The sequence below is a fragment of the Nakamurella sp. UYEF19 genome, from assembly GCF_040546275.1.
GTDB lineage: Bacteria > Actinomycetota > Actinomycetes > Mycobacteriales > Nakamurellaceae > Nakamurella.
In genome coordinates, this window is sequence record NZ_JBEPNO010000031.1 from 21,111 (window position 1) to 46,468 (window position 25,358).

Genomic DNA, 25,358 nt, shown 5'->3' on the forward strand with positions numbered 1-25,358 from the left:
CAGCACGACAACCCTTGCCAGGTACGCGCCGTCGAACAACCAGAAGCCACGGGTGATGTTTGCGCCTTCTACGGTCTATGGGCGAGGTGAAGCGGCAGCCAAATCGACACCGGGACCATCATGTGATCCTGGTGTCGATCTCGATGGGCCAGTGTGGGTCAGGCATCGACGCGGCGGAGTCGCCAGGCGGCGAATCCGATCAGGACTACCGCGTAGGTGCACATCACGGCGAACCCGGTCCACGGTGACAGCGGATGGGCGAGACCAAAGGTGCCGTCGAGCATCACTGCTCCGGCGTTGGACGGCAGGTACGCCGCGACGTGGTCGGTCAGCGAGGTGGGCAGCAGGTTGGTCAGCGGTGGGATCACGAAGTAGACCGCGACGAAGGTGGTGATCGCGGCGGCGGTGGTTCTCAGCAGTGTTCCCAGGGCGATGGCGGTGAGGCCGGCCACCGTCAGATACAGGGCCGAACCAAGTACCGAACGGATTGCGCCCGAGTCGGACAGTGAGGCGTTGAGTCGGTGTCCGAGCAGGGCCTGACCGACGAAAAATGACGTGCAGCCGGCGGCGAGCATGGTGAGGAAGACGGCGACGGCGAACACCGCCAACTTCGCCCACAACATCGGCAGCCGGCTGGGCACCACGGTCAGCGACGAGCGAATCATCCCGGTGCTGTATTCGCCGGTGATCAACAGTACCCCGAGCACGCCGACGGCGAGCTGCGCAAAGAACGTGCCGGTCAGTGACGTGGAAATGGCGGTGGTGCCCGGCTGAAACCCGGTCGACTGGCTTGCGGTGATGGCCGCGAACATGGCCCCCAGACCGATCATCACCACTGTGGCGGTGAGCAGGGTGGACACGGTGGAGCGAAGCGAACGGAATTTGGTCCATTCGGACAGCACGACACGGCCCGGGGTGACCCGCAGCGAGATCTCGCCGGGGATCGTCGTCGACGGGGCGGCGGATCTCAGACTGGTGGTCATGCCGCCACCGCCGCGGTCGTGGTTGCGGTGCTGGCGTGGTCGGTGGACCGGTACTCGACGGAGTCGCTGGTCAGGGTCATGAATGCTTCTTCCAGAGAGGCCTGTTGCACGGTGAGCTCGTAGATGGGTATCTGGTGCTGCCAGGCGATGGTGCCGATGTGTTCGGCGGTCAGCCCGTCGATGTCCATCACGTCGGGCGGCGTGGTGGTGACCGTGATGTCCGGGCCGCCGAGCAGCTCCCGCAGGCGTGCTGTTTCGGGGGTGCGGACGGTGACGGTGTGGTGTGAGGCTTGGGCGATGAATTCGTCGACAGTCGTATCGGCGATCAGCCGGCCCCGGCCGACGACTACCAGACGCGTTGCCGTCTGGGCCATCTCGCTCATCAGGTGGGAGGACACGAAAACGGTGTGCCCGGCGGCGGCCAGACCCTTGAGCATGGTGCGCATCCAGAGCACCCCTTCGGGGTCCAGGCCGTTGACCGGTTCGTCCAGGACCACGGTCTGCGGGTTGCCCAGCAGCGCGGAGGCGACACCGAGGCGTTGGCCCATGCCGAGGGAAAATCCGCCGACCCGTTTGCCGGCGACCTGCTGCAGACCGACGAGGTCGATCACCTCGGTGACCCGGCGCTTGCTGATGCCGTTCGTCTGGGCCAGCGCGAGGAGGTGGTTGCGGGCCGATCGGCCGGTGTGTACCGCCTTGGCCTCCAGCAGCACCCCGAGTTCGGCCATCGGGGCTGCTGCGGACCGGTAGTCGCCGCCGTTGACGGTGACCCGTCCGGTGGTCGGCCGGTCCAGTCCGGCGATCATCCGCATCGTGGTGGATTTTCCGGCACCGTTCGGTCCGAGGAACCCGGTGACCATTCCCGGTTGGACGACGAAATTCAATCCGTCGACGGCGAGTTTGGTGCCGTACCGCTTGCTGAGATTTTCCACTTCGATCATTGTCGTGCCTTTCCGGCATGGTCGGGACTGGCCGCGTCGAGCCGACGTGGCCGAGTGAAGAATTTGCGGGTTGTTTTGTCTGCACAGCAACTAAGCGGAGCGGGCGGAGGGGGTCAGATGCTGATCGCGACCTTTCCCTTGACAACCCCGGCATCGAGGTGCCGCATCGCCGTGGCCACCTGCTCGAGCGGGTAGGTGCGATCGATGCTGGGGGTCACGGTCCCGGCGGCGAGGTGGTCGGCGAGGATGTTCAGGTCGCTGGCCCGCTGCTTGGAGGCCAGGCCGGTCAACCGTTGGCCGATGAATGGGGTCAGCATCAGGGCCCGCAGCTGCCGGCCGATGCCCCCGGTGAGGGGCCCTTTGCTTTCACCGCCGACGATGACGACGGTCCCGGTCGGGGTGAGCGCCCGGCGGAGCCTGGACAGCGAGGAATTGCCGGCAATGTCGACGATCAAGTCATAGTTGTGCGGACCGTCGGCGAAGTCGTCCACGGTGTAGTCCAGGACATGATCGGCGCCCAGGCCGGTGACCAGGCCGAGCTTGTCGGTGCTGCACACCCCGGTGACCTCCGCGCCGGCGGCCTTGGCGAGTTGCACCGCGAAGCTGCCGACGCCGCCCGAGGCGCCGATGATCAGCACGCGCTGGCCCGCTTGCACCCGCCCGGCTGCCAGGGCCTGGAGCGCGGTGCCACCGGATATCCCGACGACCGCCGCCTGCTCGAACGACGCGTTCGCCGGTTTGTGGGCCAGCTTGTCCTCCCGGGCGGCGGCGTACTCGGCGAAGGAACCCCGGCTCATCCCGAATACCTCGTCGCCCACGGCGAACCTGGTCACCGCCGAACCGATCACGACGACCGTGCCGGCGACGTCGACTCCTGGCACCCGGTTCTTCGGTCTGCGGAACCCGAACCCCATGACCCGCATCAGGTACGGTTTGCCCGTCATCAGGTGCCACGTCCCCCGGTCAAGACCGGCGGCGCGCACCCGCACCAGCACCTCGTCGTCGGCGATCCCGGGTTGTTCGATCCGCGCCGTGCGCAGCACATCGGCGGAGCCGTAGCTGTCCTGCACGATTGCCCGCATCATCAGGTCTGTCGATGCCGGGCCGGTGTCGGCCCCCGCCGCCTGCTTGCTGTCGAATTCCATGATCGCTTGCCTCTCCAGGACTGTGGTTGATCTCGTGTCGTACTTAGTAAGGGACTGTATGCGAGCGTATAGTACTAAGTACGAGTTGGCTAGTCCTCGGAGGCACGGATGTCGCAACCAATCAGCAGCACCAACAAGGAACGCGTTCCGCTCAGCCTGGAACGGGTACTGACCGGTGCGATCACCGTCGCCGACGCCGGCGGAATCGGCGCCCTGACCATCCGCACGCTCGCCCAGCAACTCGGCGTGAAACCGATGTCGGTGTATCACTACGTCGCCAACAAGGACGAGATCATCGATGGCATAGTTGATCTCGTCTATGCCGAATTCGACCTCCCGGTCCCCGGTGAGGACTGGCGGACCGAGATGCAACGCCGCGCGGGATCAGCTCGCCGGGTGCTGGCCAACCATCCCTGGGCTACCCCGTTGCTGCAGTCGCGACTGAACCCCGGCCCCGCAACGCTGCGCCACCACGATGCCTTCATCGCCACCCTGCGGGCTGCAGGCTTCTCGGTAGAACTGACCGCGCACGCCTTCGCCTTGATCGACAGTTACGTCTTCGGGTTCGCACTCTCGGAGAACGCGCTGCCCATCCACGGCCCGGACAGCGTCGCCGACACGGCCGCATCGATGATGCACTTCTTCGACGCCGAGGCCTATCCGGCCCTTCTCGAGTTCACCATGAAGCACGTCATGCGACCTGACTACGACTTCGGCGCAGAATTCCAATTCGGGCTCGACCTGATCCTCGACGGCCTCGCCCGGCCACTGCGCGACAACGGCAGCGCGCCTCCGGTTCGGCCGCCGGGTAGACCACGAAGGCCACCGAAGGCGCGATCGGGAACGCCCAGCGGAGGATGATCGTTGGGTAGTCGGCGCTTTGGCTGCGCCGGACTTCGGCAGGGGCGTGACCGCACCACCGTGCGCAATGTCAGAGCAGAAGATCCGTGCGTGCGGTAGATCTGGAGCGCCAGCGGTCGCCGGGCGCGGCCAGGTACTGGCGGGCGACGTAGCCCCAGGGGATGACTGCCAGGATGACGACGACCCAGAGCATTTTGGTGAACTCCTCCATGGTGGCGGCGTCCAGGCCTTCGCCGGTGAGCTGCGGCAGGGCGACGACGGCCAGCCAGGTCAGCTTCCACAGCGACTCGAAGAGCAGGATGGGCAGCATTTTCACCGGGTACTTCAGCCCGAGGAGCGCCAGGACCGACATCGCGACGAGTATGCATTGCACCACCCCTTCCCAGAGTGGCCACGGCCCGTCGTGGGTGATGAAGGCCGGCCACTTGAACACCGCGAACCCGCCGCCCATGACGAGGTAGCCGAACCTGAGGAGGTAGAGGCGGCGGAGCGACATACCCCGGCCGGGGGCGGGGCACGTGTGGTCGGCGCCGGGAGGCGCGGTACTCGCGGGCGCGTTGGCCGCGGTGTTGAGGGCAGGTTTCATCGGGGGTCTCCTTCGGGTGGGCAGGCGTCGCCTGCAGGGTGCGGCGACAGCAGCGCCGCGGACGGCAGTGTGGGACGGATCAGCTGCCGGTGAACCGGGTCGGTAGGTTTCTGCGGAGCCGGTGGAGCTGCGGCATCAGCGCGTAGATGACGACCGGAACAAGCGATGGTCGCCAGGACGAACGTGCGCAGGATCGGAGTGAGCGTGCGGAGCCAGTCACCCAGGGCCAGATCGAGGACGGTGATGACCTGGGCGCGCGGGTCGACGACGTTGCCGGCGGCCCAGACGCCGGGAAGGGTGGTGTGTCCGGTTGCCTCATGCCGGCCTGCTGCCAGCAATTCCGCCGGTGGGATCCCGACGCGTGACATGAATCCATGCATGCGGGTTGGCCGGGGCATTGCGCGGCTCCCCAGCGTCGACCACGAAAACACTTCTGCGGGCCCGTGACAGCACCACGGCTGCGGACAGGCCGGCCGCACCTCCACCGATAACTACAATGTCGTATTGATTCATGCCCCAAGGTTGGAGCCGACCGTGCCGTTCACCTACGAACGTTGCCATTTCTGGGAATCCGGCGTCAGATGACCCCGGGGCAGGACGCCTCAGCCGCGGCGATTGCCGCCACCCTCGACCACGTCGGTGCCCGCCTCAAACGACTACGCGTACAACGGCAGATGAGTCTTACCGATGTGGCGACGTCGACCGGGATCTCGAAGAGCACGATGTCCCGGCTCGAGACCGGGCAACGCCGGCCCACCCTCGAGCTGCTTCTCGCGCTCTCGCACACCTACCGGGTGCCGCTCGATGATCTGGTCGCCGCGCCTGAGGAGGGCGATCCACGCCTTCACCTGAAGCCTGGACACGTGAAGGGCCGCACGGTGATTCCACTGACCCGGCAGCCCGACGGCATGCAGGCCTGGAAGATCATCGTGCCGATCAGCAACACCATCCCCGAACGACGAACTCACGACGGACACGAGTGGATCTATGTGCTGTCCGGCCAGTTGCGTTTCGTCCTCGGCGACCAAGATCTGCTGCTCGGTCCGGGCGATGTCGCTTCCTTCGAAACCACAGTGCCGCACTGGTTCGGCAGCACTGGCGACCAACCCGCGGAGATGATCAGCATCTTCAGTCGACCAGGCGAACGGATGACCGTCCGCACAGAACCCCCTCGACCCGCCTGACCATGGGAGGCGAAGGTGGCGGGCTGCGGGCCCGAGGGCGACCGTCAGGACCGTATCGAGTACACGGCGGGGCCAGGTCCTCACCGAGGTTGGTGCGAGTCGAAGTGTCGGGTTTGCCAAGGGATGCAGGAAGCGGCTTCCCGGCCCTCGCGCTACGGTCACAACGTGCTGCATGGGCGAGAACCCGAGTTGGTGCGTCTGGTCGTGCTCGTCGAGGACGCCCGCGACGGCGCCGCCGGCAGCGTCCTGGTGCGCGGGGAACCTGGCGTGGGAAAGTCGGCTCTCCTGGCAGTCGTCGTGTCAGACCGGGTCAGAGACCGGCTCATCGAGGAGACCGGAGGGAATCCGTTAGCGCTCGTCGAGCTCCCGACGGGCCTGAGTTCTGCACATCTCGACGGAACAGAGCCGCTCCCACCGCAATTGATGCTCACCACTGGCGTCGAGCGCGTCTTCCTGGACCGGTCCCGCTGCCTCACCGGTCCCGCCCAGACGTTCATGCTGGTCGCCGCTGCGGACGACACCGGTCGCCTCGTAGCAGCACTGGCTCGCCGGTGATGGCAGGGGCGCTGCTGGAGACCAAGTTCCACCTCCCGATCAGCCGACGCGGTGTGGTGACCCGCTCGAGGCTGACCGAGATGCTGAACCGAGTCCGGAAGCCGGCGCTGACCCTGGTCTCGGCGCCGGCCGGGTTCGGCAAGACGACTCTCCTGGCGCAGTGGCTGGCCGACTCTGGGGCGGTGCCGGGGAAGCTCGTGGCGTGGCTCTCCCTGGATCATCGCGACAACGACCCGGCGGTGTTCTGGACCTACCTGATCACGGCCCTGCACAGGACTTGCAATAGCATTGGGGCAGAGGCGCTCTCACTACTGCAGTCGCCCCGGCCGCCGATGGAGGCGGTGCTGTCCAGCCTGATCAACGACCTCACCCCGATTGCGAACGATGTCGTGCTGGTGCTCGATGACTACCACCTCATCGACGCCCGTGAGGTGCACGAAGGTACAGCTTTTGTACTGGCGCATTGCCCCCCGCAGTTGCACCTGGTGATCGCGGGGCGCGCCGATCCGCCGTTGCCGCTGGCTCGGATGCGCTCACGCGGCGAGTTGGTCGAGCTCCGGGCCGCTGATCTGAGGTTCACCTCCGGCGAGGCAGCCGCGTACCTCAACGATGTCATGGGATTGGCTGTGACGGATCTGGATATCCAGACGCTGGAGGGACGGACGGAGGGATGGATCGCAGCCTTGCAACTGGCGGCATTGTCGATGCAGGGGCGCGACGACGTCGCGTCGTTCATCGCTGGTTTCACCGGTGACGACCGGTACATCGTCGACTATCTGGCCGAGGAGGTGTTGAGTCGCCAGCCCGAGAAGGTCCGCCAATTCCTCATGCAGACCTCCGTCCTGGAGCGGCTGAGCGGTCCGCTGTGCGATGCGGTCACCGGGCGGGACGGCGGCCAGGCCATGTTGACGAGCCTGGAGCGCGGAAACCTCTTCCTTGTCCCGCTGGACGACCAGCGTCGATGGTTCCGCTATCACCAGCTCTTTGCAGATGTCCTGCAGGCGCACCTGCTCGACGAGCAACCCGACGGCTTCCCTGGTCTGCACCGGCGGGCCAGCGGGTGGCACGAGCGCCAGGGTGAGGTTGCCGAGGCAGTCAAACATGCATTGGCCGCAACGGATTTCGAGCGAGCGGCGGATCTGATCGAGCGAGCGATCCCCGAGTTGAGCCGACAGCGGCAGGAGACCGCGGTGCGGGACTGGCTGCAGGTGATCCCGGACGACGTCATCGGAGTGCGACCCGTCCTGATCGTCGGATTTGCCGGAGCACTGCTCTCCGGGGGCCGGCTCGACGGCGTCGAGGCCCGGCTGCGGGACGCCGAGCGATGGCTGGATCGGCCGCGAGGTATCAGCTCAGGTTCGGGCGCACCACCGGCAGACATGGTGGTCGCCGACGACGAGCAGTTTCGCCACCTGCCGACCATGATCGAGTTGTACCGGGCCGCGCTGGCCCTGGCCCTGGGCGACCTGACGGCAACGGTGCATCACGCCCGGAAGGCGATCGATCTGTCCGCGGAGAACCATCTCGGACTTGCCTCGGCAGCAGGCTTGCTGGGACTCGCTTCGTGGACGGTCGGGGATCTCGCGGCGGCCCACTCGGCGTACACCGACTGTTCGGACGGGCTTCTGCGGGCCGGGTACGTCGCCGACACGCTCGGGTGCGCCATTGCGCTGGCCGATATCCGCGTGACGCAAGGACGTCTCGGCGAAGCCATGCGTACCCTCGAACATGCCATGCAGCGTGCGAATACGAGCGGGCCGGTCCTGCCGGGAACGGCGGACATGCATGTCGGGCTCAGTGCACTGCAGTGCGAGCGGAACGACTTACGAGCCGCCAAGCTGCACTTGTCCGCGAGCAAGAAGTTGGGCGAGAGCGCCGGCCTACCGCAGAACCGGTACCGCTGGCGGGTCGCGATGGCCCGGGTGCTGGAAGCGGAAGGAGATCTGAACGGCGCGCTGGAACTACTCGAAGAGGCGGAGCGCTTCTACGTCGGCGACTTCTTCCCACACGTCAGACCCATCCCCGCGCTCCGGGCCCGGCTGTGGATCGCGCAGGGCAATCTGACCGAGGCGCTCGGTTGGGCGCGCGCGAGAGGTCTGTCCGCCCAGGACGACCTGACGTACCTGCGCGAGTTCGAGCACATCACGCTGGCCACCCTGCTGCTGGTCCGGCGCTCCGCCGACCTGAACACTCGGACCGACGACGAAGTGACAGGATTTCTGGAGCGGCTCCGGCGCGCGGCGGAGGAAGGACAGCGAGCGGGCAGCGTCATCGAAATCGCTGTCCTCCAGGCACTTTGCCACCAGGCTGGAGGGAACAGTGGCGCCGCCATCACATCACTGCACCATGCCCTCGACCTGGCTGAGCCGGAGGGATACATCCGAGTTTTCACCGGACACGGTTCACCCATGGCGGCGATGCTCCGAGCAACTTCCGGCCGGGGACGGCACCCGGAGTATGTCGAACGACTTCTCGCGGCCATGAATTCGGATTCGGGTGACGACGTATCCGGCAAGAGCGAGAGCGTGAGCAAGAGCTTGATCGGGCCGCTCACCGACCGCGAAATGGAGGTGCTGCGACTGCTGGCCACCGATTTGAACGGGCCGGACATCTCCCGCCGGCTCTTCGTGTCCCTCAATACCGTGCGGACCCACACCAGCAGCATCTACGCGAAGCTCGGCGTGAACAATCGCCGGTCTGCGGTGCGCCGCGCCATGGAACTCGAGCTGCTGTCGCGGACCGACGACCGCTGATCCAGCGCTCGGGTTTCGGGGCTCGGCGCTCGGCCGAGTCATCACCTGGATCACCACATCTGGTGATGCCGAATCATCACATCAGCTTCTAGGTTTCCACTACCGCAGCGAAAGTCCGCGGCAACGCCGGCCCCCGAGCCCGGCAGGGAAACAAGAGGAGGCCAGATGAAAGACATATGGACCGCCACCGACGCCGGACGATACGAAATTCGCGTCAAAGGGCACCTCGACCCACGCTGGACCGCCTGGTTCGACGGACTGACCGTGACAGCCGAGAACGATGGAACCACCGTCATCCACGGCCAGGTCCTCGACCAGGCCGCCCTGCACGGCCTGCTCGCCAAAGTCCGAGACATCGGGCTGCCTCTGATCTCGGTGACGAAAACGCCACCCGAGCCACGCACCACCGCGTGCTGAACACCCGTCCCCAATTACCAAGGAGCCCACCATGACGACCACCGCCACCGCAGTCACGACCCCGCTCACGCCACGACTTCCGATGAGCAAGCTACGGCGCAGTTCCCTGGCCGCCGGCGTGCTCTACCTGATCACCTTCGTCTCCATCCCCACCCTGTCGCTCTACCGCGCGGCGCGGGACCCGAACTTCGTCCTCGGCTCCGGCCCAGACTCACCGGTCCTTGTCGGCGGCATCCTGGAACTGATCGTGGCGCTCGCCGGAATTGGCACCGCCGTCGCCCTCTATCCGGTGATGAAACGCCAGAACCAAAGCCTGGCCCTGGGATTCGTGGCGACTCGAACTCTGGAGGCCGCCACGATCTTCGCCGGCGTCACCAGCGTCCTGTCGGTCGTCAGCCTGCGCAGGGCCGGCGCCGGAACCGGGGCCGTGGACACAGCCCGCGGCCTGATCGCCCAACACGACTGGATCTTCCTGCTCGGACAGGCCAGCCTGCCGGCCGTGAACGCCCTACTGCTGGGCACGCTGATGTACCGCTCCGGCCTGGTACCGCGAATCCTGCCGATCATCGGACTCATCGGGGCACCCATCCTGCTGGCCTCGGTGACTGCGAAATACTTCGGTCTCTACACCGAACTCTCCGGATGGTCCCTCCTCGGGGCCCTGCCGATCGCCGCCTGGGAGTTCTCGCTCGGCGTCTACCTGACCTTCAGGGGCTTCCGGCCGTCCCAGATCACCGCCGACGCCATCGCGTCTGGTGACACCAAATGATCGAAGTCGACAATCATCGTCCCCATCGAGTCTGCCTCTGTCGCTGCCGCGTATCTGGTTGATTTCGAGGCGATGTGGGCGGTCGGGAAGATCAAGGGTCTCGGAGCGGGTGACGGCGGCTGGGCCGCCGTCACCGAGTTCGGGGTGAGTTGGGAATTTCGCCTCGGACGACGACAAGGCCGCCGACGCCGCCGTGCTCGGGAATGACCTCCCGCAGCTCGCGGACGGCCGCTGGTCCACCACCTCCAGCTGAGCCCACCGTCGTGGAGCCGGTCGTTTTCCATTGTTCAGGGGGAGGCCGGTAATGGTCCGATATTGGTGCCCAGCCACAGGTTCCACCGGTCCAGGACACGCCAGGAATCAGCGACCACTGTCCTGCATTTCTCCTGGAACACCCACGGCTCCAGGTCGAATGTTCGGTGCCAGGCCAGATTCCGCACACGGAGGTCCTCGATCCGTGGGTGGTCGCGGGGCCAGCCGCGGGGCGTGGTTTTGAGTCGGTTACCGTCCAGTTCGAAACCCGCGTCCAGCATTTCCTGACGCGCCAGATCGAAGGAGGCGGCGATGTCCTCGTCGTCGATCGCCTCACGGAATCTCGTCAACGTCGCGGTGTCCGGTTGCCAGGCACCGCCGGCCACCATCAGACCGTCCAATCCCAGCTGCAGGTAGAGGACGCCTCCGCTCGGATGGGTGCTGGTGGCGGCCATGGAACAGAACTCCTGATACGGCCGCTTGTCCGGGGAGAAACGGACGTCACGTTGGGGCCGGAACCGGTGGATGTCTCCGAATTCGGCGGTCAGGTCTTCGGCGAGGGCGGCCAGCGGACCGGCTACTGCGCTGTCGAACATCGGCTTGTGGGCGTGCCAGTAGGACTTGGTGTTGTCCTGCGCCAATCCGTCCCAGAATGTGACGGCGTCCTGCCCGAATCCCACAAAACTCATTTTCGTGTTCCTGTCTCGAGTGCCGCTTACCCGTCCAGTCCTACCAGCCGGAGGGACGGACTGAACAGCTCGACTACGCATCCGTTGAGGCCGCGTAGATATACCGGGGTCTGGCCCCAGGGTTTGTGGACCAACGGCATCTCGGCCACCGCCCCTGCTGCGACCGCGCGGTCGTCGGCGGCCGCCACATCCTCGGCCACGAACGCCGGCTGCCAGGCCGCCGCGGCGACGTCGACACGGTTGAACCATGGCGCGACACCAGTTTCGGGCGCGGCGTCCTCGCAGGCGAACTCGAGGGTCGTCTCGGCTCCGCTGGCCCGGACAGTGACAGGGTTTGGGAACGGTGAGAGTCATCATGACGATCCTTCCGAAGATTTGGGTGGGTGCTGAATAACTGGCAGGGCAGGTGGCCCGAAACGTGGTGCGGTCAGGACCAGTGAGGACGATTCGTTGGGCGCGCGAGCAGAAGGGGAGCTGGTCAGGTGGCGCGGATGGCGGCTGTGTGGGTGGCGAGCCAGCGGGGGTCATCGATGGCCAGCCCAGTCGCGGCAGGGCTGGGGCTACCTTGTTGGCGTTCAAGGCGGCGAGGATTGCCACCGGGGGTCATACCGGTACGGGCCAGGGTCGCCAGAACCCGGGCGAACTGGGCGGCATTGCGCTGCGCGCCAGGCAGCTGGGCGTAGCTGCGGGCGGTGGCCTCGAAGGTTTCCGGGGGGCTGCCGGTGACCTGGTGCACGTCGTCGGTGGGTCCGCCGTAGGCAAAGGTGCCGCGCCGGTGTTCGGCGATGTAGGTGCGGGTCTGCGCGGTCATGAACGCGTCGAAACCGAAGTTGCGCATCGCTTTGGCGAACAAGAACTCCGGCATCGGCACGGCCCGCACGGTCCGGCTCAACACTGCACCGAGGATGGTCGCCATCTCGGCGGCATCCAGCAGGTCCGGCCCGGTGGGCCGGTAGGTCCGGCCGTCATGCCGAGCGGGATCGGTCAGGGCACCGACCGCGACCGCAGCGATGTCGGCGTTGGACGGCGGCGCATTTCGGCTGTCGCCCATCGGGTTGGGCAGCACCCCGAGCTGCGCGGCGAAGGCAATTGTCTGCAGGTAGTTGTGCGCGAAGAAGCCCGGGTTCACCGTGACGTGGGCGATCCCGGGCACCGCGGCGAACAGCTGGTCGGCCAGGTAGTGGTGCCGGGTCAAGATCGAGGGATGCGCGGCACTGGCCAGCCACTGGCTCAACACCACCACCGTGTCCAGCTTCGCTTCCTGCACAGCTACTGCGAAAACACCGGCGCTGTCGAGCATGTGCGGATGGGTCGGCGGGCAGAAGTAGGCCCGCTGGGCACCCCGGACCGCCGTCACCACCTGACTTGGGTCGAACAGGTCCGCGACAACGACCTGCGCCCCCAGACTGTGAAGCCGCTCCGCGCGGCCGTCGACCTGGCGCACCAGTGCCCGCACCGGCCAGTCCCGGGCCAGCAGCTGCCGAACAACCTGCAAGCCGGTGGAACCGGTCGCGCCGGTGACCACCACGGTGGGCTTCACCTCGTCACCTGCGCCGGGACCGTGATGTGCACCTGGCCGGTGGTGACGTCGTAGAACATGCCGGTCACCCGGTAGGAGTCGCTGATGCCCGGATGATCGCGCAGCACCCGTACGTCCACCTCGAGGGAGGCGTGCGGGTCGCAGACGGACTTGGCGGCCAGGTCGTTGGCGTCGATACCGAATGAGGCGGCCAGCTGCTGCGGGTGACCCTGCATGCGGGTAATGCCGCATTCGTTGTGGTGCAGCACAATCAGGTCGCCTTTGGCCTCTTCGCTGGCCGGGCCGATCTGGGCGGGGAAACCCAGTGCCAGCAAATCCAGTATGTCCAGCACCGCCTCAGTGATCCGGCCACCGATGTTGCGAATCACCGGGGTATCACCCAGCTCTAAACCCAGTATCTGGGCCGGATCGACCCGGGGATCCAGGCAGCCGATGATCGTGGCCCGCAGTCGAGGCCGAAGGTCCAGCGGTCCCGGGAACCGGTGCTCGAGGAAATCCTGGTTGCGGATGGTGAGGGTGCTGAGCGACGACATGTCGAACCTCCAGTGGTGTACCTACATCTGAATGGGTGTAGGTACACTATGTACGAGAGGTGATGTACATGCAACAAAATCAGGAGTCGGATCAGGATCGAAGTGCTGCCGGGCTGTTGACCCAGGACATGATGGCCGGCTGCGTCGGTGTGCGGGTCGGGCGACTGCACCGACTGGTGTCCCGCGAATTCGAACGGCACCTACGACCGGTGGGGCTGTCCCTGCAGCAACTGGAAGTGCTGTCCACGTTGACTGCCTGCGGTGAGCCGGTGAAACCGACCGTGGTGGCGGACCTGCTGGCGGTGGAACGCTCCACCATGAGCCGCAATCTGGCCATTCTGATCGACCGAGGCTGGGCGATCAGCACCGACACCTCGGCCACCGGACGCTCACTGGCCGTCGAGATCACAGCGGCCGGCACAGCCAAACTCGCCGAAGCCGGCGACGCGTGGCGTCATGCGCAAGCAGCCCTGATCTCTCACCTAGGCAGTGATGCTCCTGCCACTTTGAATGCGTGGCTTGCCGCACTCGCGTGAGTCGTTCGACCAATTACCGACCGATTATCCACGGGCCGAATAGGCACGACCAAAGTACTCCGCAGATACATCGGCCCAGTCGCACCATTCATCCGGCCCGCTCCTGGATCGAGGCGGCGTTGTCGCCTCGACGCTCACCAGGTCGGATCTGAGCGGTCACATCAAAGATGCAATCACTCGACCTACCCAGCCTGGGCTAGATGAACAGAAGTTGGGCACCTGCGGTCTTTTCGATGAAGTCGGCGGCGCTGATGATGTCCTCGACGTCGTCGTAGAGGTCGGCCTTGGTGAGGTGGTTCATATCGGCCGACATCCGGCACGCCCACAGGTGGCCCCCGGAGGCGACGATCAGTTCGAGGAATTCGGGAATCTCCGGTACGCCGACGTCGGCGATCGACTTCTTGAGTTTGGCGGTCGCCATCGACGTCATCCATGGTAGTCCGCCCAGGCCCTGCGGTAGGTGGGTGGCGGGGTTGCCCAGCGGGGTGAATTTCAGATCGTTCATGGTGCGCTTGTTGATCATCTCGAAGCCCCAGAAGGTGAAGAACAGGTGCGTTTCGATACCCTCACCCAACGCTGCGTTGGCCATGACCAATCCTGGATAAGCCATGTCCAGGCTACCCTTCGAGCAGATGATGGCGAGTTTGCGTCCGAGCGCGTCGTTGTCGAACTGCGGGGTGATAGCGGGTGCTGATTCGATGGTGGTCATGATGATCTCCTGGGGGAATGAATGGTTAGACGCAGCCCTGGGGCTTGGGCAACCCTGCGATGTAGGCCATCTTCTTGGCGGGCTTGGCCGGGAACAGGGTGAACAGTTCCTTGACCGGGATACCACCGGCGGTCGATACCCGCCGGATCGTGGCTGATTCACCCTGTACGGCGTAGTCCTGCCGAAGAAAGTTCAGCACCCGCCAGTGGGCGGCCGTGAGGGCGATACCGATCTGACCGGCCAGGGCAGCGGCAAGATCCGGGCTCCATTCCGCCGGGTCGGTGAGAAAACCTTCCTCGTTGACATGGATCTGGTGACCTTCGAGCGTGGTGACGGGCATGGGGTCCTCCTAGTTCTCGGTCTTCTTGCCGACCATGGACATCTGGGACCGCAGCGGTATCGGTCGCCCCGGCAGCAGGACGTTCCAGTACATCCAACGGAAGGCCAGCTTGCCCAGATGGTTGGCGTGGGTCTCCTTCAGGAGAGTGAACGGACCAAGGACCGGTAGTGGAAATTTACCCGGCAGGGGCTCCGTGTCGTAGTTGAAGTCGATCAGCAGCCCCTTTCCGTCACCTGACTCGATGAAGCAGTTCGCGTGGCCGTCGAACGAACCGGTCATCGGGAGACCCTGGATGTGTTGGGCGAAGTTGTCGACGAAAACATCCACCGCGAAGTGGGCGACGGATCCCGCTTTGGACGCGGGAATGTTGGAGGCGTCGCCGACAGCGAAAATATTCGGGTACCGGGTGGATAGAAGCGTGTGTTTGTCCACCGGGACATAGTTCAGTTCATCACCGAGGCCGGAGCGGGCGATGAATTCGGCCCCCATGTTCAAGGGCACGGTGACCAGCAGGTCGAACGCAATAGCGCGTTCGTCGTAGGAGACCAGCGTCCTGGTGTCGGGGTCGATGCGTTCGACCAGGAAATCCGTCTCGACGGCGATGTTGCGGTCCTCGAGCATGGCACCCAGGCGGGCCGAGGAGATCGGTTTGGTGAACGCCCCCGACAACGGGGTCACATAGATCATGTCGACCCGATCGCGTATCCCGCGGTCCCGGAAGTACGCGTCGGCGAGGAAGGTGAACTCCAACGGTGCCACCGGACACTTGATCGGCATATCGGTGATGTGCACCACGAACCGGCCACCGTCGAAGTGGGCAAGACGCCGGGCCAACGCCTGCGCGCCGTCGAAGCTGTAGAAGTCGAAAATGCTCCGCCGCCACTGGGCGCCGAGCATGCCCGGGGTCTGCTCCGGCCGGGGAGCGGTCCCTGATGCGATGACCAGGAAGTCATACGGGAGTGTGCGACCGCCGACCAGGTCCACGCAATTGGTCTCGGCGTGGACGCGGTCGACCTCGCCGATGACGAAATCCACCCCATCGGGCACGAACACATGCCGGGAGCGGGTGACCTGATCTGCGGTGTAGGTACCGAACGGCAGGAACAGATATCCCGGCTGATAGCGGTGGACGTCGTCCTGGTCCACCACTGCGATCTGCCACTGGTCGGACTTCAGTCGGCGGCGCAGTTTGTTGACGATCATCGTGCCGGCGGTACCACCACCGAGAACTACGATTCGCTTCACGACCCACCTCTTCTAGAGCCCGGTCCGGGCCCGGCACCACCAGGCTAGAAGGCCCGCGGTCACCCGGTCAGTGCCGAAAGTCCCCACCACGAGGGGCCGATGGTAGGACCCGGCGACGACCGTCATTGGCACCGCCGACCAATGCGCACACTTCAACTCGACCGGCATCGAAACCATTCGGGCCTAGGCTGAACCGGTGGACTACATCGTGCCCTGTGATACCCCGTTGCTGGCCAGAATCCGAGAATCGATCATCGGCGACGACCAGGTGATGCCCGGACCCTACGGGCCGCGGCGCGTCACCTACGCCGACTACACCGCATCCGGGCGCGCGTTGACGTTTCTGGAGGACTTCATCCGTGACGAGGTTCTACCCCGCTACGCCAACACCCACACCGAGTCCAGCGGAACCGGCCTGCAGACCACCAGACTCCGCGAAGACGCCCGCTCCATCATCAGCGATGCGGTCGGCGGCGACACCGACACCGTGGTCATCTTCGCCGGTTCAGGATGCACGGGAGCGATCGACAAGCTCATCGGTGTGCTGGGCCTTCGGATCCCGGCCGAACTGGACGATCGGTACCACCTTCGGCACGCCATCCCGGCCGCACAGCGGCCAGTGGTTTTCATCGGACCGTTCGAGCACCACTCCAACGAACTGCCCTGGCGCGAGTCCATCGCCGACGTCGTCGTCATCCCGCAGGACGCGGACGGCCACATCGACACCGCCCAGCTGCACACCGACCTACTGCGCTACCAGGACCGACCACTCAAGATCGGATCGTTCTCCGCGGCCAGCAACGTCACCGGCATCATCAGCGACACCCGCGCGATCTCCACGCTCCTGCACGCCCACGGGGCGCTGTCCTTCTGGGACTTCGCCGCCGCCGGACCCTACATCGACATCCAGATGTACGGCCCCGATACGGCAGACCCATTGTGCTACAAGGACGCCGTCTTCCTGAGCCCGCATAAGTTCATCGGCGGCCCCAGCACACCAGGAGTGCTCGTGGCCAGACGGGAACTCCTGCGCAACCGGGTTCCGGACGTCCCCGGCGGGGGCACCGTCGCCTACGTCAACCCCACCGAACACCGATACCTGGACGACCCCGCACAACGGGAAGAGGGTGGCACCCCGGCCATTGTCGAATCGATCAGGGCCGGCCTGGTGTTCCAACTCAAACAAGCCGTCGGGGTCCAGGTCATCCGCCACCACGAACAAAACTTCCTGCACCGGGCGATCACCGCCTGGCGATCCGAACCCAACATCGACATCCTGGGCAACCTGCAGGCCGAACGGCTGTCCATCGTCTCGTTCGTCGTCCGCGCACCCAGCGGCCAATACCTGCACCACAACTTCGTGGTCGCCCTGCTCAACGACCTGTTCGGCATCCAGTCCCGCGGCGGCTGCTCCTGCGCCGGCCCCTACGGACACCGGCTACTGGGTATCGACCTGGACCAATCGCATGAATTCGAACGCGAGATCGCCCACGGGTGTGAAGGTATCAAACCCGGCTGGGTACGGATCAACTTCAACTACTTCATCTCCGAAGCGGTCTTCGGCTACCTCGTCGAGGCGGTGCGGCTCGTTGCCGGCCACGGCGCCCAGCTGCTGCGCGACTACCGCTTCGACCCCGCCACCGGCCGGTGGCGGCACCACCTGGGACCGATGGAACCACCTCTCCGGCTACGGCAGGTCACCTACGCCGCCGACGGTGCGATGCAATACCCTCACCACCCGGATCGCGCCCCCGAATCAGACCTCGACCACTACCTACAGCAGGCTCGCGCCCTTTTCATCGAACCGTCGGCAGCCGCCGACCTTCTCGACGACCAACACCCGCTCACGCCATCGGCAGATTTCGAACACCTCAGATGGTTCGACCTACCCTCCGTGTGTCTGTCCCCCATCGACCAGTAGCCAGCAGCGGTCCGAATGGGGGATCGGCGACGCGGGACATCCAGACGGCGGTGACGGGCTCGTGCGGCCATCGTCCGGTCGACCGTCGGTACGGCCGATGTCTGAGACGGTCGAGGGAGTTTCAGGCGTTTGAGGGTCAGCGCGTTGACCGCGACCAGGAAGCTGGACCAGGCCATGGTGACCGCCGCGATTTCCGGGCGCAGCACCCGACCGAAGGCCGGCTCGAACACGCCGGCGGCGATCGGCAGAGCGATGGTGTGGTAGCCGATCGCCCAACCCAGGTTCTGTTTCATCTTCCGGACCGTGCCTCTTCCGATCCGTAGGGCAATCGCCACATCCAGCGGATCGGAGCGCATCAACACCACATCGGCGGTCTCCACCGCCACGTCGGTGCCCGCGCCGATCGCGATACCCATGGTTCCAGCTTGGCCAGTTGCGTTGCGGCCGCAGCGGGTCAGTGTGGATGGACCTTGTGCAGAGCGTTCCGGCTGGGGAGCGTCCCTGCGCCGGCGACGAGGCAGTCGAGGTGGGCGTCCAGCAGCGCCCGGCCGCCGTCCTCGAGCAGTTCACGCGGCAGGCTTGCGGTGGAGGTGAGCGTCGCGTAGCCGTGGACCACGGTGTACGCGGTCAGGGCCGCGACCCGCACCTGCACCACCGATGTGGTGTCTCCGATCGCGGTGGACCAGGCTTTGATCTGGCGTCGGAGCGTCGGGCTGACCTGCATGGTCGACGGGGGTGGCGGCGCGAGTTCCAGTGCGGCCAGCAGCGGCGCCATCAGCGCCCGGACAGCGTGGTCCTTGGCCGGCAGCACACCGGCACGGTCCTTCAGTCGGGCTGCGGTCCGGCTGTGCGCCAGTGCGAACTGGTCGGCGTGGGCGTTCGCCCACGCCACGTAACGGTGCGCTGCGGACCGGAATACCACGACAGGATCCCCCTGCGCATCGCCCGGCGCGGACACGTCCAGCGCCAGGGAGTCGAAGGTCGCGATGATGAGTCTGGCCAGCAGGTCATCGCGGGCCGGGAAGTAGTAGTGGACCCCGCTGGCGGCCATGCCCAGATCTGCGGCGAGCCCGCGCAGCGTCACGTTGTCTGGGCCCCGTTCGGCCAGGACGTGGACCGCCTGGTCGAGGATCTCCCGCTCGACCCGTTCTCGCCGGTGTTGGATTCTGGCGCCTGACGTGGGCATCCCGCTGGTGTAGGCGTTGCTCAAACAGTTGAGCACTGCTCAAATTGGAGTTGGGGCATGGTGTGGTCGATCGAGGTTGAGAACGACGAGTGCGCCGCCGGAGCGGCTCTGGGCCTGGTACGAGGCGACCGACCGGGCTCCGGAGTGGGATCCGCTCATCGGCCGGATCCGCCCCGACGGGCCGTTCGCGTTGGGCGCCACGGGTCGGAACAAGCCCCGGACGGGCCCGTCGGTGCGTTACGTCGTCACCGAGTACGAGCAACAGGTCAGCTACATCGAGGTTTCCCGGGCGCCGGGTGCGTCCATGGCTTTCGGTCATCGCATCACCGACTGCGGCGGCGGTCGGTGGCGGGTTCGCCACGACGTCGTGTGCGCCGGCCCGCTGAGCGCGGTGTACCGGCTCGTGTTGTCCCGTTCCTATCGGACAGGTATGGCGAGCGCGCTGGACGGCCTCATCCGGCTCGCCGAGGCCAGTGGACCCCACGACCGGAGCTGACAAGGAGCCGGGACACATCAGGTCGAGTCCGGCCGCGGCCGCCCAGAACGGCGCGCCGGGTCGCCGCCCGGGCGGGGATCAGGGGACTGGTAGGTGAGAGGCCGCCGCCGGTGTCGACTTGCAGGTAGGTGGCGGTGCGGGCTTTGCTCTCGGCGCTGTGGGCGGCGAGATGGCGGCTGCGGTGTGCCGCCGAAGTCCGAGGATGTGGCCACCGGGGGCAACGAAACAGACGGCGAAGTGCCGACCGGGAAGAGTTTCGGCTGTGGTCGGCGCGGCGGCGAGGCCGGGTGGGAACCTTGACACAATCCGCTCCCATCGACGTGGGCGGGGCCCTCTGGCCGGGCATGTACACCCCAACGGCCATGCGTGCACGTCTCGCCGGTGCCAGCTGAACCTGGCTACCAGGTCATCGGCGCCGTCGTAGGGCGCCACCGCAGCAATTGACGAACGCGAATGGCAACAATGATTGCAATCGGGCGTGCCCACAAGAGCTCACTGGGACAGTGGCCATCAGTTTCGGGGCCAGGTGGACAACGTGGTGCGTGAGCAGGACGGCGACACGGCGGGCCATGATCTCCGTCGCCTCGGCGTTGATAGCGGCCGGGTCGATCGAGAGGCCGTCGTGGGCGGCGTTCAGGTCAAGGCCCAGGCAATAATTCGGGCCGCCGACTCCCTCCGTCCACCATGCGGTGACGAGAGACTTGAAGCCGGGCCCCGTTCGCGGCGTTCCCGTGGTGGGCCTGTACTCCGGCATTGGCGTTGACCAACGCGCTGGCGAAGAGCCGGTCGATGAGCACTTCACCGACCCGTCGATTGATTCGACCATCAATCTGGTTCAGGGCTTGTGCGGCGGCGGAACGGATCAGAATACTCAGGCCCCGATGCGTTTACGCTGAGACATTCAGCATGGCAGTGGATGTCGCTCAGCGGCAGGCCGTGTCGTTCCGTGTCGATCTCGACGGGGCTTTGCTCCTGATCGCCGAGACGGGCGGCACATCGACCCCGACGACTCAGCCGGTGGTCGGCGGTGTGCGGAAAAGGTCTCGCAGGTCGACGTCGGGGTCTGTTTGGACGAGCAGTTCGTCGCCTTCCTGCAGGATGGTGGTGCCGCGGATCTGCAGGAGCTGGCCGTCGCGGCGGATCATGTTGATCCAGGCATCTTCACCAATATCCAGGTCGGCGACCGTGCTGCCCTCGGCGGGCGCCCCTGGCGCGACCAGGCAGCGGTAGACACCGTCCGGTTCGTCGGTGAACCGCAGGCCCAGCGCGAACGGTTGCGGTTGCGACGTGGTCATCGGAACGCGGAGGAGTTTGGCGAAGGTGGGGACCAGGCTGCCCTGGACGACCACGGAGATCAGCACGACGACGAAGATGATCTCGTAGATGCGACGGGCGTCGGCGCCGTCGGCGCCCAGGATGTAGGTGCCGAGCAGGATCGGTACTGCGCCTTTCAGGCCCGCCCACAGGACGAAGGCGCGTTCGCCACGGTCCAGTGTGATGCCGGCGGTGACCGCGCCGACCAGGATCGGTCTGATCAGCAGGATCAGGATGGCGGCGAGGGCGAGTCCGGGGAAGAGCACCTCGGGCCGGATGGCGTCGCGGATCGAGATCGACAGGCCCAACACGGTGAAGGCCACGATTTCGCCCAGCCCGGACAGTCCCGAGGCGAACCGTTCCACCTCTCTCTTGAACGGGGCACGGGTGTCGCCGATCAGAATTCCAGCGACCAGTACGGCGAGGAATCCGGACCCGAACAGCAGGGTCGCCGCCGCGTAGATGACCACGGCGGCGGCTGCGGCCCGGATCGAGTACAACGCCTCGTTGGGTAGCGGGATCCGCATGAATCTGGACAGGCTCAGCCCGCCCGCGACTCCGACGGCTGCGCCGACCACCATCTGCAGCGCGAATTCGCCGAGACCAGTGGCAAATGCGGTGATCCCGCCGCCGGTGGTGCCCAGCAGCACGGCTATCAAGGCGATGCCGACCGGGTCGTTGGCACCCGATTCGCCTTCCAGGATGGTGCCGGCCCGGCCCTGGATTTCACGTTGGCCGAGAACGGAGAACACCACGGCCGGGTCGGTCGGGGACAGCGCCGCTCCGATCAGCATGGCGGTGGTCCAGGTGAAGCCGAACAGCAGGTGAGCGGTGACGGCCAACGCCCCGGCGGTCACTACGGTGCCGGCGACGCCGATCCAGACCACCGCGCCGGCGGACGTCCTGAACCGCTTGCAGCCGATGTGCATGCCGCCGTCGAAGAGTACGAAGATCAGCGCGACGGTGACGATGCGCTCGTTGGTGTGCGGGGAAAAACGGCCTAGCTTTGGGAACAGGTCGGATGCGGCGGCGGCCACGACCAGGAACAGCGCCGGCGCGGGCCCCCGGATCCGGTCGCTGACCCGGTTGGCCAGCACCGCCAACAGGATCGCTGCGGCCAACAACCCGATCAGCAACGCGAACGGCCGCGCGTCACCCACCGTAGGTTCCGACCCTCGCAGTGCTCATCGTCGAATTGTCCATGAGCTGTGCCACCGCTATCGCCACCCGGTCCTACCCAAGCCGGTCACGTCGATTCCACCGGCCACCGCGGCATCACGGTGGAGGTCAGGAACCGGTCGACACCTTGAGGGGCGATGGCGCGGATTCGGGGATTCGGCGGATGACGGTGAGTCGGTCGGTGGTGGTCTTGTCGGACATACCGCGGACGCGTTGCCAGAGCACCCAATCCTGCAATAGTTGTTCTTCGGACTCGGCTGATATGGCTAGCTGAAGCTTAAGGCGAAGACTCGACACCGAGTACCCGAATGCATGCACAAGCCCTCCGGTTCCTCGGCCCGCGCGCCGACCCGGGCTGTCAACAGCGGCCGCGACCCACCGCCAGCGAAGTTGCGATCAGTGGCCTTGCGCCACAGATCGTGATATTCGACTGACGCTACTCCGAATTTCGCCCCAGGGCGTTGCGCGACGGGTGACCATTGCTCAGCGCGAGCGCTCCGAAGTGACGCTTGCCGTGTCGTCTTCAAAATCTGGTTGAAGATTCCAGCTTGCTCGCCGTTGACCGGATCGTCGAGATGGACGCTGTGGATTTGGATATGAGCCGATGGCGCAATGTATGTCCAATCGATCCTCATTCCGTGCTTCCGGCACGTCGTTTTCTGCTCGGCGCGCTGGTGCAGTGGTCTTTCGGTGGTGGCGGCTGGGACTTTTGACCCTATGACCGAGCGGGGCGGGCCCCAAGGCTTGAGCTGGTGGGAGTTTCAGGCGGAGTCCGGCTCCCCGGGCGAGGGATCTCCTCGTGCCGAGCAGCGAAGCCGCGAGGGAGAAGAACATGGTCACGCCCACAGCCGATCAGGTGGCGGCGGAGAATTCCAGTCTGCCGTTGGGCGGCCCGGCGGCCACTTTGTCGCGGCGGTCGGCGTTGCAACTGCTTGGTCTCGGCGGTGTCACCGTGCTGGTCGCCGGTACGGGCGTGCTGAGTTATCGGGTGTTCGACAATGGCGTGCTGGACTCGGGTTCGGGCCGGGCCTACGATCCCTGGTCGTCATGGCGGCAGGACGCGACTCCGCTGGGCGCGGTCGGCGCCGCGATCCTGGCCGCCAATCCGCACAACACCCAACCCTGGCTGTTCCACGTGAATCCCACCAGCGTCGAGGTGTTCGCCGACCCGACCCGGGGGATGCCGGCGGTCGACCCGTTCGATCGGGAACACAACACCGGAATGGGTTGTGCAGTGGAGAATCTCGTCCTGGGACTCAACGCGAGAGGCCTCGGCAACACCGTAACCCTGCTGCCGGAGCCGGCAGATCCGACCCATCTGGCCACGGTCTTGCTGACGGGAGGAGCTGCGGCCGGGTCGGGCCTGTACGAGGCGATCGGTGACCGCCACTCCAACCGCGGCCCCTACCGGCCGCAGGCCGTGCCCTCCTCCGTGCTCGACAGCCTGGATGCTCAGGCGGCCGGCCTGGATGGTGTCGCGGTGCGTTGGTTCACCTCCGAGGCGGACAAGGGGGCCCTGACCGCCCTGATCCTGGCTGCGACGGAGGCTTTCATCGCCGATCTGGGGCAGTCGGTGGAGTCACTGTCCTGGTTCCGGAACAACCGTGACGACATCGACCAGCACGCCGACGGGCCGACCCTGGACGCACAGGGTCTGTCCCCGCTCACGCTGGCCCTTGGCAAGATCCTGCCCGCCACCTCGCGGACGGCGGGCGACAAATTCTGGCTCGAGCAGACCCGCACCGTGCACACCGCCACCGCCGCCGCCTACGGCGTCATCACCATCGCCGACGCCGACAGCCCGGCCCAGCGACTGACCGGAGGTCGCCTGCTGCAACGCATCCACCTCGCCATCACCTCGCGCGGGATGGGACTTCAGCACATGAATCAGATCACCGAACGGATCGACCGGGAGCGGCAACAGGGCCTGCCGGCCACCTTCGCGCCACAGCTGCAGAGCCTGCTGGCCACGCCGAGCCGGAGCCCGCTGGTCACCTTCCGGATCGGCTACCCCGTCCGGGCTGCGCTGCGCAGCCCCCGCCGCCCGGTCAGCGCGGTGACCCGATGAACCGATGGCAGCAGAACCAGCACATCGCCTCGGTGGTCGGCCTGATCGGCGGAGCGCTGGGAGTCGTGGCCGGCCTCATCCAGGCCACCCTCGGCTCGCACATCCCCCACTGGAGCGGACACAAGGCCGCCCCGGTCGCCCTGGGTCTGCTGACGATCCTGCTCAGTGCGATCAGCGTGTTGTCCGCGGTGGCCCTGCGGAGCGAGGTGACGCCGGGACGCCGGCTGGCCGCAGCGGCGGGTCTGCTGGTTCCGGGGAGTCTGTGCTTCTCCACCGGCGGAGCCCTGTGGTATCTGCCGGGCCTGCTGCTGTTCACCGGCGGCGTGTACGCCGTCATCGCCGGTGACGCGGCCCGTACCCGCCAAGTGGTCGCGAGGATGTGGTGGCATCTGCTGGTGAGTGTGTTGGGCGGGTTTGAACTATTGATGGCCGTCAGCGCCGGCCCGACGATGACGATCGCCGTCGGGGTGCTCGGCGGGGTCGCGCTCGTGGTGGCGCCGTCGCTGCCCGCCTGGCGGATCCGCCTGGTGCTGTTGCTGATCGGAACGGTGCCGTTCGCCATCCTGACCTGGTGGAGCGTGGCCACCCCGGTCCTGGCGGTGCTGGCGTTGGCCATCGGCCTGTCCACGCTCCGACCCCGAGCCCCGGATGAATTCGGCGCCACCGAAACTCCTGTGCTCATGGCCACCGAGCCAAGTCGAGGTGCCGACTCGACCCGCAGCTAGGAACGAACCTGGCGTCTGGAAGCTCGCTCGCCGGCGCGCTGAGCCCTCAGCTGGGCGCTGGCCACCAATCCTCGGGTCATGAACGGCCACGGGATGAAGAAGGCTACGCCCATTCTGATGAGGGTCAGGGCATCCCGCCAGGATGTCAGCCCGGCCGTCTCGGCAGCATATTTCGAGGCGGGCGTGAGAGGCTTGGAATTGGCGGTCATTTCGTATTCTCCTCAGAACTGAAAACTGGGTGTGATTGACGCCTTCGAGTTGAGGGCGGCCACGCCCAGAATGAGCTCCTCACCATCTGCTCGATAGGGTCCAACGACACCTGTGGCCAGGACTGTAATACCCGGATGCCCACGATGTGTTGGTCGTTGGAGTCGATCGGGCAGACCCGCCATTGGCCTCGTTCGAGCAACCTGACCGGGCCGGACTGCATA

Annotated in this window: 24 protein-coding genes and 2 pseudogenes; 12 read left to right on the top strand and 14 right to left on the bottom strand. The window is 66.0% G+C overall.

The window, feature by feature from the left end; translation table 11 throughout:
* Positions 1 to 158: 158 nt before the first annotated feature.
* From ABIB25_RS26135 to ABIB25_RS26145, 3 genes are all read right to left on the bottom strand, one after another.
* On the bottom strand, positions 159 to 983 hold the full coding sequence (locus ABIB25_RS26135; RefSeq protein WP_354531457.1) for an ABC transporter permease: 825 nt from the start codon (positions 981 to 983) through the stop codon (positions 159 to 161).
* Positions 980 to 1,924, bottom strand: coding sequence for an ABC transporter ATP-binding protein (locus ABIB25_RS26140; RefSeq protein WP_354531458.1), 945 nt, complete (start codon positions 1,922 to 1,924; stop codon positions 980 to 982). Before ABIB25_RS26140 ends, ABIB25_RS26135 begins: the two co-directional genes overlap by 4 nt.
* Before the next feature lie 113 nt (positions 1,925 to 2,037).
* Complete coding sequence (locus tag ABIB25_RS26145) at positions 2,038 to 3,006, bottom strand: NAD(P)-dependent alcohol dehydrogenase (protein ID WP_354531487.1); 969 nt, start codon at positions 3,004 to 3,006, stop codon at positions 2,038 to 2,040.
* 171 nt (positions 3,007 to 3,177) lie between these two features.
* Between ABIB25_RS26145 and ABIB25_RS26150 the strand changes: the two genes are divergently transcribed.
* Positions 3,178 to 3,930, top strand: coding sequence for a TetR/AcrR family transcriptional regulator C-terminal domain-containing protein (locus ABIB25_RS26150; protein WP_354531459.1), 753 nt, complete (start codon positions 3,178 to 3,180; stop codon positions 3,928 to 3,930).
* Between the two features lie 70 nt (positions 3,931 to 4,000).
* Here the strand turns inward: ABIB25_RS26150 and ABIB25_RS26155 are convergent, their stop codons facing one another.
* Positions 4,001 to 4,516, bottom strand: coding sequence for a hypothetical protein (locus ABIB25_RS26155; RefSeq protein WP_354531460.1), 516 nt, complete (start codon positions 4,514 to 4,516; stop codon positions 4,001 to 4,003).
* Between the two features lie 263 nt (positions 4,517 to 4,779).
* Positions 4,780 to 5,029 (bottom strand): annotated as a pseudogene (locus ABIB25_RS26160) (FAD-dependent oxidoreductase); the annotation flags it as partial.
* Between the two features lie 68 nt (positions 5,030 to 5,097).
* Between ABIB25_RS26160 and ABIB25_RS26165 the strand changes: the two are divergent.
* The 5 genes from ABIB25_RS26165 to ABIB25_RS26185 all read left to right on the top strand — a co-directional run bounded on the left by ABIB25_RS26165 (position 5,098) and on the right by ABIB25_RS26185 (position 10,194).
* On the top strand, positions 5,098 to 5,700 hold the full coding sequence (locus tag ABIB25_RS26165) for a helix-turn-helix domain-containing protein (RefSeq protein WP_354531461.1): 603 nt from the start codon (positions 5,098 to 5,100) through the stop codon (positions 5,698 to 5,700).
* 165 nt (positions 5,701 to 5,865) lie between these two features.
* Complete coding sequence (locus tag ABIB25_RS26170; RefSeq protein WP_354531462.1) at positions 5,866 to 6,255, top strand: ATP-binding protein; 390 nt, start codon at positions 5,866 to 5,868, stop codon at positions 6,253 to 6,255.
* Complete coding sequence (locus ABIB25_RS26175; RefSeq protein ID WP_354531463.1) at positions 6,255 to 9,008, top strand: winged helix-turn-helix domain-containing protein; 2,754 nt, start codon at positions 6,255 to 6,257, stop codon at positions 9,006 to 9,008. The genes ABIB25_RS26170 and ABIB25_RS26175 overlap by 1 nt, the downstream gene beginning before the upstream one ends.
* 165 nt (positions 9,009 to 9,173) lie before the next feature.
* Positions 9,174 to 9,425, top strand: a complete 252-nt coding sequence (locus ABIB25_RS26180) for a DUF8691 family protein (RefSeq protein WP_354531464.1) — start codon at positions 9,174 to 9,176, stop codon at positions 9,423 to 9,425.
* A 31-nt stretch (positions 9,426 to 9,456) separates the two neighbouring features.
* Complete coding sequence (locus ABIB25_RS26185) at positions 9,457 to 10,194, top strand: DUF4386 domain-containing protein (protein WP_354531465.1); 738 nt, start codon at positions 9,457 to 9,459, stop codon at positions 10,192 to 10,194.
* Positions 10,195 to 10,481: 287 nt separating this feature from the next.
* Here ABIB25_RS26185 and ABIB25_RS26190 read toward each other — a convergent pair whose 3' ends face one another.
* From ABIB25_RS26190 to ABIB25_RS26200, 3 genes are all read right to left on the bottom strand, one after another.
* Positions 10,482 to 11,135, bottom strand: coding sequence for a DUF2461 domain-containing protein (locus ABIB25_RS26190; protein ID WP_354531466.1), 654 nt, complete (start codon positions 11,133 to 11,135; stop codon positions 10,482 to 10,484).
* 478 nt (positions 11,136 to 11,613) lie between these two features.
* A complete protein-coding gene (locus tag ABIB25_RS26195) occupies positions 11,614 to 12,675 on the bottom strand; it encodes an NmrA family NAD(P)-binding protein (protein ID WP_354531467.1) in 1,062 nt (353 codons plus the stop codon).
* A complete protein-coding gene (locus ABIB25_RS26200; protein ID WP_354531468.1) occupies positions 12,672 to 13,208 on the bottom strand; it encodes a carbonic anhydrase in 537 nt (178 codons plus the stop codon). Before ABIB25_RS26200 ends, ABIB25_RS26195 begins: the two co-directional genes overlap by 4 nt.
* 68 nt (positions 13,209 to 13,276) lie before the next feature.
* On the opposite strand from ABIB25_RS26200, the gene ABIB25_RS26205 reads away from it, so the two are divergent.
* Positions 13,277 to 13,744 (top strand): MarR family winged helix-turn-helix transcriptional regulator, encoded by a 468-nt coding sequence (locus ABIB25_RS26205; protein WP_354531469.1) that lies wholly within the window; start codon positions 13,277 to 13,279, stop codon positions 13,742 to 13,744.
* A 196-nt stretch (positions 13,745 to 13,940) separates the two neighbouring features.
* Here the strand turns inward: ABIB25_RS26205 and ABIB25_RS26210 are convergent, their stop codons facing one another.
* From ABIB25_RS26210 to sqr, 3 genes are read right to left on the bottom strand one after another with little or no spacing between them, the layout of a single operon-like run.
* Positions 13,941 to 14,453, bottom strand: coding sequence for a DsrE/DsrF/DrsH-like family protein (locus tag ABIB25_RS26210; RefSeq protein WP_354531470.1), 513 nt, complete (start codon positions 14,451 to 14,453; stop codon positions 13,941 to 13,943).
* A gap of 25 nt (positions 14,454 to 14,478) precedes the next feature.
* Positions 14,479 to 14,793 carry a TusE/DsrC/DsvC family sulfur relay protein gene (locus ABIB25_RS26215; protein WP_354531471.1) on the bottom strand — a complete coding sequence of 105 codons (315 nt, stop codon included), beginning with the start codon at positions 14,791 to 14,793 and terminating at the stop codon, positions 14,479 to 14,481.
* Positions 14,794 to 14,802: 9 nt separating this feature from the next.
* On the bottom strand, positions 14,803 to 16,038 hold the full coding sequence (sqr, locus tag ABIB25_RS26220; protein ID WP_354531472.1) for a type III sulfide quinone reductase, selenoprotein subtype: 1,236 nt from the start codon (positions 16,036 to 16,038) through the stop codon (positions 14,803 to 14,805).
* Positions 16,039 to 16,309: 271 nt separating this feature from the next.
* Here sqr and ABIB25_RS26225 point away from each other — a divergent pair, with 271 nt between their 5' ends.
* A complete protein-coding gene (locus ABIB25_RS26225) occupies positions 16,310 to 17,959 on the top strand; it encodes an aminotransferase class V-fold PLP-dependent enzyme (protein ID WP_354531488.1) in 1,650 nt (549 codons plus the stop codon).
* Positions 17,960 to 18,045: 86 nt separating this feature from the next.
* On the opposite strand, the pseudogene ABIB25_RS26230 reads toward ABIB25_RS26225, so the two are convergent.
* Positions 18,046 to 18,375, bottom strand: a pseudogene (locus ABIB25_RS26230) (ATPase P); the annotation flags it as partial.
* A gap of 38 nt (positions 18,376 to 18,413) precedes the next feature.
* Positions 18,414 to 19,181, bottom strand: coding sequence for a TetR/AcrR family transcriptional regulator (locus tag ABIB25_RS26235; protein WP_354531473.1), 768 nt, complete (start codon positions 19,179 to 19,181; stop codon positions 18,414 to 18,416).
* Positions 19,182 to 19,221: 40 nt separating this feature from the next.
* Here ABIB25_RS26235 and ABIB25_RS26240 point away from each other — a divergent pair, with 40 nt between their 5' ends.
* Positions 19,222 to 19,641, top strand: coding sequence for an SRPBCC family protein (locus tag ABIB25_RS26240; RefSeq protein WP_354531474.1), 420 nt, complete (start codon positions 19,222 to 19,224; stop codon positions 19,639 to 19,641).
* Positions 19,642 to 20,651: 1,010 nt separating this feature from the next.
* Here the strand turns inward: ABIB25_RS26240 and ABIB25_RS26245 are convergent.
* Positions 20,652 to 22,115 (bottom strand): cation:proton antiporter domain-containing protein, encoded by a 1,464-nt coding sequence (locus ABIB25_RS26245; RefSeq protein WP_354531475.1) that lies wholly within the window; start codon positions 22,113 to 22,115, stop codon positions 20,652 to 20,654.
* 567 nt (positions 22,116 to 22,682) lie between these two features.
* On the opposite strand from ABIB25_RS26245, the gene ABIB25_RS26250 reads away from it, so the two are divergent.
* The 3 genes from ABIB25_RS26250 to ABIB25_RS26260 all read left to right on the top strand — a co-directional run bounded on the left by ABIB25_RS26250 (position 22,683) and on the right by ABIB25_RS26260 (position 24,927).
* On the top strand, positions 22,683 to 22,847 hold the full coding sequence (locus ABIB25_RS26250) for a hypothetical protein (RefSeq protein WP_354531476.1): 165 nt from the start codon (positions 22,683 to 22,685) through the stop codon (positions 22,845 to 22,847).
* A gap of 86 nt (positions 22,848 to 22,933) precedes the next feature.
* Positions 22,934 to 24,202: an Acg family FMN-binding oxidoreductase gene (locus tag ABIB25_RS26255; protein ID WP_354531477.1), complete on the top strand. Its 1,269-nt coding sequence runs from the start codon at positions 22,934 to 22,936 to the stop codon at positions 24,200 to 24,202.
* Positions 24,199 to 24,927, top strand: coding sequence for a hypothetical protein (locus ABIB25_RS26260; RefSeq protein ID WP_354531478.1), 729 nt, complete (start codon positions 24,199 to 24,201; stop codon positions 24,925 to 24,927). Before ABIB25_RS26255 ends, ABIB25_RS26260 begins: the two co-directional genes overlap by 4 nt.
* Positions 24,928 to 25,358 lie beyond the last annotated feature (431 nt).